Origin of the sequence: Roseibium sediminicola (assembly GCF_023156505.1) — a bacterium.
Classification (GTDB): domain Bacteria; phylum Pseudomonadota; class Alphaproteobacteria; order Rhizobiales; family Stappiaceae; genus Roseibium; species Roseibium sediminicola.
Genome location: NZ_JALNMJ010000036.1, coordinates 26,306 through 32,880, shown reverse-complemented (window position 1 = coordinate 32,880; position 6,575 = coordinate 26,306). Strand labels below are relative to the sequence as shown.

7 protein-coding genes are annotated in these 6,575 nt (G+C 58.3%); 3 read left to right on the top strand and 4 right to left on the bottom strand.

Annotation, left to right across the window (positions count from 1 at the left end):
• Positions 1-193: 193 nt before the first annotated feature.
• Genes coaE through M0H32_RS27840 form a run of 4 tightly spaced genes read right to left on the bottom strand, consistent with a single transcriptional unit; the run spans position 194 to position 3,100 of the window.
• Complete coding sequence (coaE, locus tag M0H32_RS27855; protein ID WP_248159912.1) at positions 194-781, bottom strand: dephospho-CoA kinase; 588 nt, start codon at positions 779-781, stop codon at positions 194-196.
• A complete protein-coding gene (locus tag M0H32_RS27850; protein ID WP_248159911.1) occupies positions 778-1,626 on the bottom strand; it encodes a shikimate dehydrogenase in 849 nt (282 codons plus the stop codon). Before M0H32_RS27850 ends, coaE begins: the two co-directional genes overlap by 4 nt.
• Positions 1,623-2,222, bottom strand: coding sequence for a Maf-like protein (locus tag M0H32_RS27845; RefSeq protein WP_248159910.1), 600 nt, complete (start codon positions 2,220-2,222; stop codon positions 1,623-1,625). The genes M0H32_RS27850 and M0H32_RS27845 overlap by 4 nt, the downstream gene beginning before the upstream one ends.
• Before the next feature lie 26 nt (positions 2,223-2,248).
• The gene (locus tag M0H32_RS27840) at positions 2,249-3,100 is read right to left on the bottom strand and encodes a pyruvate, water dikinase regulatory protein (protein WP_345779391.1); all 852 of its coding nucleotides are present in this window, start codon (positions 3,098-3,100) and stop codon (positions 2,249-2,251) included.
• A 424-nt stretch (positions 3,101-3,524) separates the two neighbouring features.
• On the opposite strand from M0H32_RS27840, the gene hemE reads away from it, so the two are divergent.
• From hemE to rho, 3 genes are all read left to right on the top strand, one after another.
• On the top strand, positions 3,525-4,553 hold the full coding sequence (gene hemE / locus M0H32_RS27835) for a uroporphyrinogen decarboxylase (protein ID WP_248159909.1): 1,029 nt from the start codon (positions 3,525-3,527) through the stop codon (positions 4,551-4,553).
• 3 nt (positions 4,554-4,556) lie between these two features.
• The gene (gene hemJ / locus M0H32_RS27830) at positions 4,557-4,985 is read left to right on the top strand and encodes a protoporphyrinogen oxidase HemJ (RefSeq protein WP_248159908.1); all 429 of its coding nucleotides are present in this window, start codon (positions 4,557-4,559) and stop codon (positions 4,983-4,985) included.
• 299 nt (positions 4,986-5,284) lie between these two features.
• Positions 5,285-6,550 (top strand): transcription termination factor Rho, encoded by a 1,266-nt coding sequence (rho, locus tag M0H32_RS27825; protein ID WP_248159907.1) that lies wholly within the window; start codon positions 5,285-5,287, stop codon positions 6,548-6,550.
• Positions 6,551-6,575: the final 25 nt, after the last annotated feature.

Here is a 6,575-nt window from a genome sequence, read left to right as displayed (position 1 = left end):
TGTTCGCAGATACAGTGTGTTGGCATCGGACCCCGCATCAGAACCTGATAACTCTCTGTTGCAAAAGAATGTTCTCAGATTCTTGGGGCCGATGCACCTAATGCTTTGAGAAATGCGGGCTAACGCGGCTCCTCAGGATGACGTTTGTGGGTGAAGCACGGCCATCTTCCGGACAAAGCTGGCCACCGCCTTGTTAACCGCACCCTGCCAGTGCTTTCAAAATCGCCCTGACCTGGCGGCGCGCCGGGTGCATTCCAAGACCCGTATCCACCAGGAAATGCGCGCGACGGCGTTTTTCGGCATCCGGCATCTGCTTGACCAGGATCGCCTCGAACCGGTCTTCACTCATGCCTGGCCGGTCCAGCACTCGTTTGCGCTGTATTGCGGCGTCCGCGGTAACCACGACAACCGCATCGACGCGGTCGCTGCCGCCGGTCTCGAACAGCAAAGGAATGTCCAGCATGACAAAGCGCCGGCGCTCACCGCGCGCTTTATCCAAAAACGCCTGCTCTTCCTCGCGCACCAGCGGATGTACGATGCCTTCGAGCTGCTTCATCGCTTCCGGCTTGCCGAGCACCTTGGGGGACAGCAGCGTGCGGTCGACCTTGCCGTCAACAACCGTCCCCGGAAAGGCCGCCTCGATCAGCGGCGCTGCCCGGCCGGCATAAAGCGCATGCACCGTGGCATCGGCATCATGCACGGGCACGCCTTCGGCCGCGAACATCTTTGCCGTTGTCGACTTGCCCATGCCGATGGAGCCGGTGAGGCCGATCCGGATCACGCTGTCACTCCCAGGTCTTCCAGAACAAGACTGCGCAATGCGTCATCCACTTCGGGTCGCACACCAAACCAGCGCTCAAAGCCGGGCACGGCCTGGTGCAGCAGCATGCCAAGCCCGTCCACGGTCTGATGGCCCCGATTGGCCGCCTGTTTCAGAAGGTCCGTCTCGAGGGGCGCATAAACAATATCGGTTACCAGGGCGGTGTCCGGCAGCGGTGCCAGGTCGATTTCAAGCGGTGCCTTGCCGGTCATGCCAAGCGCGGTCGTATTGACCAGAAGTTGGGCTTCTCCAAGCACTGTCCCCAGCTTGTCCCAAGAGTGAGCCTTTGTTCCGGAGCCAAATTCTTCAACCAAAGCTGCGGCTTTTTCAAAGGTCCGGTTGACGATATGCACTGTTGTGAATTTGCGGGACAAAAGAGCCCATACGACCGCACGCGCCGCGCCACCGGCACCCAACACCACGGCCGATTCACGTGAAACGTCCCAGCCGGGCGCCAATTGGTCGAGGTTGCCGAGAAAGCCGAGCCCGTCGGTGTTGGCCCCGCACAGGCGGCCGGTCTCGTCCAGCCACAGCGTGTTGACCGCGACCATGGCGCGCGCCGCCTCGTCGAGCCACTCGCAAGCCGCGGCGGCGACTTCCTTGTGTGGCACAGTGACATTGGCGCCATTGAGGCCGTAACGCGCGAAATTCCGGTAGAAGTCTTCCGCGCCCTCTGGCGGCACGTCAACTCTACCGTAACTACCTGAAATATTATGTTTCTTCAGCCAATAGCCATGCACGAGCGGCGAACGCGAATGGGCCACCGGATGGCCGGTGATTGCCGCCTTTCGGACCGTTTCGCTCATGTCTCGATCACCTTCAGCGCGCGCAGTTCCGCCAGCAGCGGCAACAGCGGCAGGCCGAGAATGGTGAAATAATCGCCGTCAATCTTCTCAAACAGCTGCACGCCAAGGCTTTCCAGCTGGTAGGCGCCAACGCTGGAAAGAACCGCGTCGCCGGCATTGGCGAGATAATGGCCGATGAATTCAGGTGACAGCACCCGCATGGTCAGACGCGCGGTGGTTACCTGCCGCCAGATGGCTTCGCCGTCTTTCGAGATCACCACGGCGGAATGCAGTTCGTGGGTCTTGCCGGAAAAGGCCAGGAGTTGCCGGCGGGCGGCCTCCATATCTTCCGGCTTGGTCCGGCGTTCGCCCTCAAACGCAAGGATCTGGTCGGCGCCGATGACCAGATCGCCACGCCGGCGGTTACTGACATCGTTGGCCTTGGCCTCCGCCAGAACCGCCGCAATGTCTTCGGGCAGGAAATTCGCTTCCAGAAGCGGCGTTTCTACAGCCCGTTCATCCACATCCGCCGGGTCGACCTCGATCGTCAATCCGGCATTTTTCAGGAGTTCTGCGCGGATCCTGCTGCCGCTTGCCAAGACAAGTGCCATGTCCATCCCTCGGTTTTGCCGCACTTCGCGGCTTATCGGTTTTCCGGGTTGTCTTCCTGCCCGGTTTTGTAGTCCTTGAAAAGGGTCAGGATCTCCGCGGCGGTCTCCTCGACGGAGCGGCGGGTCACGTCGATCAGCGACCATCCCTGTTCCGAGCACAAGCGCCGGGTCATGTTGATCTCCTGGGAAATCTCCTTCCGGTCGATATACGTGTCGTTATAACCTTCCGAATTCAGGGACAGCACGCGGTTGCGCCGGATCTGTTGAATGCGTTCGGCCGAGGCGATCAAGCCGACAATCATCGGTTTTTTCAGCTTCTTGACATGGTCGGGCAAGGGGATACCCGGCACCAGCGGCACATTCGCGGCCTTGATGCCGCGGTTGGCCAGATAGATGCAGGTCGGGGTTTTCGACGTGCGTGATATGCCGAGCAACACGATATCGGCGGATTCCAGATCGTCCCAGATCTGGCCGTCGTCATGCATCATGGTGTAGTTGAGCGCTTCCATGCGCTGGAAATATTCCGCGTCGAGCTCGTGCTGACCGCCGATCCGGTGGGTCTGGGTGACGTTCAGATAGGACTGGAACACCGCGAAAACCGGATCGAGGATGTTCACGAACGGCACGCCGAGTTCCCGGCATTTGAGTTCCAGCCGCTTTGAGATCTCCTCGTCCACGAGGGTGTAGAGGACAATGCCCGGCGCCTTGCTGATTTCGCTGATCACCCGGTCGAGCTGTTTCTGCGAGCGCACCAGCGGATAGACATGCTCGATTTCCTGGACATTTTCGTATTGGACCGTCGCGGCGCGGGCCACGGTCATCAGCGTTTCGCCGGTGGAGTCGGACACCAGGTGCAGATGGAAGTAGTGTCTCGACTTGTTCACGATGTCATCCCCAGGCCTGTTGATGAATTGGGCAAATTGGTTCCAGTCCAGTGCCTAGCACGAAGTTTATGCCCGCTCAGCTGGAATTGTTAACAATACTTAAACGCGCGCAAACCGATGCCGAAACGGTTGTGCATGGATGTGGATTCACAAGAGTGCTGTGACATATCGACAGACTATCCACCAGCGCCCAATTCCTTAACGAAACGTAAACAAACCAACAAGCGATTGTAACATAGATGTTTTTCCTGTTATCGACTCCTGGGGAGGAATTCCACTTAACAAGGTGGCGGATTTTTCCCGGCGAGAAATTCGGCGGCATGGATTGTGGACAGAAAATGATCCCGGTAATCCACGCTCTAATAAAAAAAACAGATTCAAAATAAGAATCTTTATTGATTTGAAATGTGGGAAAGGCGACCTCATGAAATCCAAAGACAGGGCCGTGATGCGGGTTCTCTCAGGAGAGAAGCTCTGGCCACCACCCGTCTGGATGATGCGTCAGGCAGGGCGCTATCTCCCCGAATACAGAGAGACCCGGAAGAAAGCGGCAAACTTCCTGGAGTTCTGCTATACGCCCGATCTCGCAACCGAGGTCACTCTCCAGCCGATCCGCCGGTATGGCTTTGATGCAAGCATTCTGTTTTCCGACATCTTCGTCGTACCGGACGCCATCGGGTACCCGGTTCGTTTTGAAGAAGGACGTGGTCCGGTTCTCGAACCTCTGTCTTCCGATCTCCTGGACCGTCTGGAACAGGATCGGGCCGAGGATCATCTCAAACCGGTCATAGAGACGGTTTCGCGTCTTCGGGCGGAGCTTCCCGCTGAAACCACCCTGCTGGGCTTCTGTGGCGCTCCCTGGACCGTCGCTTGCTATTCTGTCGCCGGTCATACCACCCAGGATCAGGTTGCCGCGCGTGTCGGCGCCTACCGGGATCCGGATCTGATGCAGCGCTTCATCGATCAGCTGGTCACTGCCTCGATCCGCTATTTGATCCGTCAGCTCGATGCCGGCGCGGATGCGGTTCAGATCTTCGATACCTGGGCCGGTGTCCTGGATGGAGCAGGCTTCAAACGCTGGTCGATCGAGCCGACCCGACGGATTGTCGAAGGTGTGAAGGCTGTGCGGCCAAACGCCAAGATCATCGGTTTCCCCAAGGCATCCTCCGCTCGGATGAAAGCTTTTATCGAAGGCACCGGCGTGGATGCGGTCGGTTTCGATTGGACGGCTCCGGACGAAGTCGCTCTGGAGATCCAGAAGAAAGTGCCGATCCAGGGTAATCTCGATCCGATGCGGCTGGTCGCGGGAGGCCAGGCGCTGGAGGAAGGCGTCGAGCATATTCTGAGAACCTTCGACAAGGGACCGCTGGTGTTCAATCTCGGCCATGGCGTGACGCCGGACGCGGATCCGGACAATGTGGCGCGCATGATCGACCTGGTCAGGAAGGGCTAGGCGATGGATCTGTTTTTATGGATCAAGGCGCTGCATGTGATTTCAGTGATCGCCTGGATGGCGGGCATGCTCTACCTGCCGCGGCTGTTCGTCTATCACGTCGATGCGGAACCGGGTTCGGTCCAGTCCGAAACCTTCAAGGTGATGGAGCGACGGCTTCTGAAAGCCATCATCAATCCGGCCATGATCGCGGCCTGGGTGTTCGGCCTGTGGATGGCCTGGGAGCTGCAGGCCTGGCATGACGGCTGGTTTCACGCCAAGTTCGCCCTGGTGCTTGTGATGTCCAGTGTGCATGGGCATCTGAGCCGCTGCGTGAAGACCTTCGCCAAGGATGAGAACAAAAAAACGGCGCGCTATTACCGGATCCTCAACGAGGTGCCGACTGTGTTGATGATCGGGATTGTCATCTTCGTGATCGTCAAGCCGTTCTGACCGGACCGTACAGGTGCAGTACCAAGGCAGCTGCCGCAGGGTGGCTGCCTTTTTCATGGCTGGATTGATCTGTCCTGACCCTAAAAAGTGGCAGATTTCGCGGCTTGCGCTTTCACATAAAACAACGTATCTTCCGCCCATCTTCAAACGGCGCAGCGTTCGTTTTCAATCGCTCCGCAGACGCCGTGCAATCTGGACACGTCTAAAAGTCTCTCAGATATCTTCTGGCCGACCCATCTCTCCTGGCTCAGAACGACCTTCCGAACATCATCCATAACAACATCAAGAACCCAAACTCGATGCGGGAAATGAAACTTAAAGATCTAAAAGCAAAAACACCGACAGAGCTGCTCCAAGTTGCCGAGGAGCTCGAAGTCGAAAACGCCAGCACCATGCGCAAGCAGGAGCTGATGTTCGCCATCCTGAAAAACCTCGCGGCTCAGGATGTGGAAATTATCGGCGAAGGCGTCGTCGAGGTGCTGCAGGACGGCTTCGGCTTCCTCCGCTCTCCCGACGCGAATTACCTGCCGGGCCCTGACGACATCTATGTCTCGCCCTCGCAGATCCGCCGCTTTTCCCTGCGGACAGGGGACACCGTCGAAGGGCAGATTCGCAGCCCGAAAGAAGGCGAGCGCTACTTCGCCCTTCTGAAAGTGAACACCATCAATTTCGAAGATCCGGAAAAAGCCCGGCATAAGGTTCACTTCGACAATCTGACACCGCTTTATCCGGACGAACGCTTCCGGATGGAGATCGAAGATCCGACCATCAAGGATCTCTCCTCCCGGGTCATCGACCTGGTTGCGCCGCTCGGCAAGGGCCAGCGCGCCCTGATCACCGCGCCGCCGCGCACGGGTAAGACCGTCTTCCTGCAGAACATCGCCAAGTCGATCACCACCAATCATCCGGAATGCTACCTGATCGTTCTCCTGATCGATGAGCGTCCGGAAGAAGTGACCGACATGCAGCGTACCGTGAACGGTGAAGTGGTCTCGTCAACCTTCGACGAACCGGCCTCCCGCCACGTGCAGGTTGCCGAGATGGTGATCGAGAAGGCCAAGCGCCTGACCGAGCATGGCCGCGACGTTGTTATCCTGCTGGATTCCATTACCCGTCTCGGCCGTGCCTACAACACTGTCGTGCCGTCTTCCGGTAAGGTTCTGACCGGTGGTGTCGACGCCAACGCCCTGCAGCGGCCGAAGCGTTTCTTCGGCGCCGCGCGTAACATCGAAGAGGGCGGTTCGCTGACCATCATCGCGACCGCGCTGATCGACACCGGCAGCCGTATGGACGAAGTCATCTTCGAAGAGTTCAAGGGCACGGGTAACTCCGAAATTATCCTGGACCGCAAGATTTCCGACAAGCGTGTCTATCCGGCGATCGACATCCAGCGCTCCGGCACCCGCAAGGAAGAGCTTCTGGTTCCGCACGAGCGTCTCAAGAAGACCTTCGTTCTGCGCCGGATCCTCAACCCGATGGGCACCGTCGACGCGGTCGAGTTCCTGCTCGACAAGCTGAAGCAGACCAAGTCCAACGACGATTTCTTCGACAGCATGAACACTTGATCCGAACCGGATCCGACACTATCCA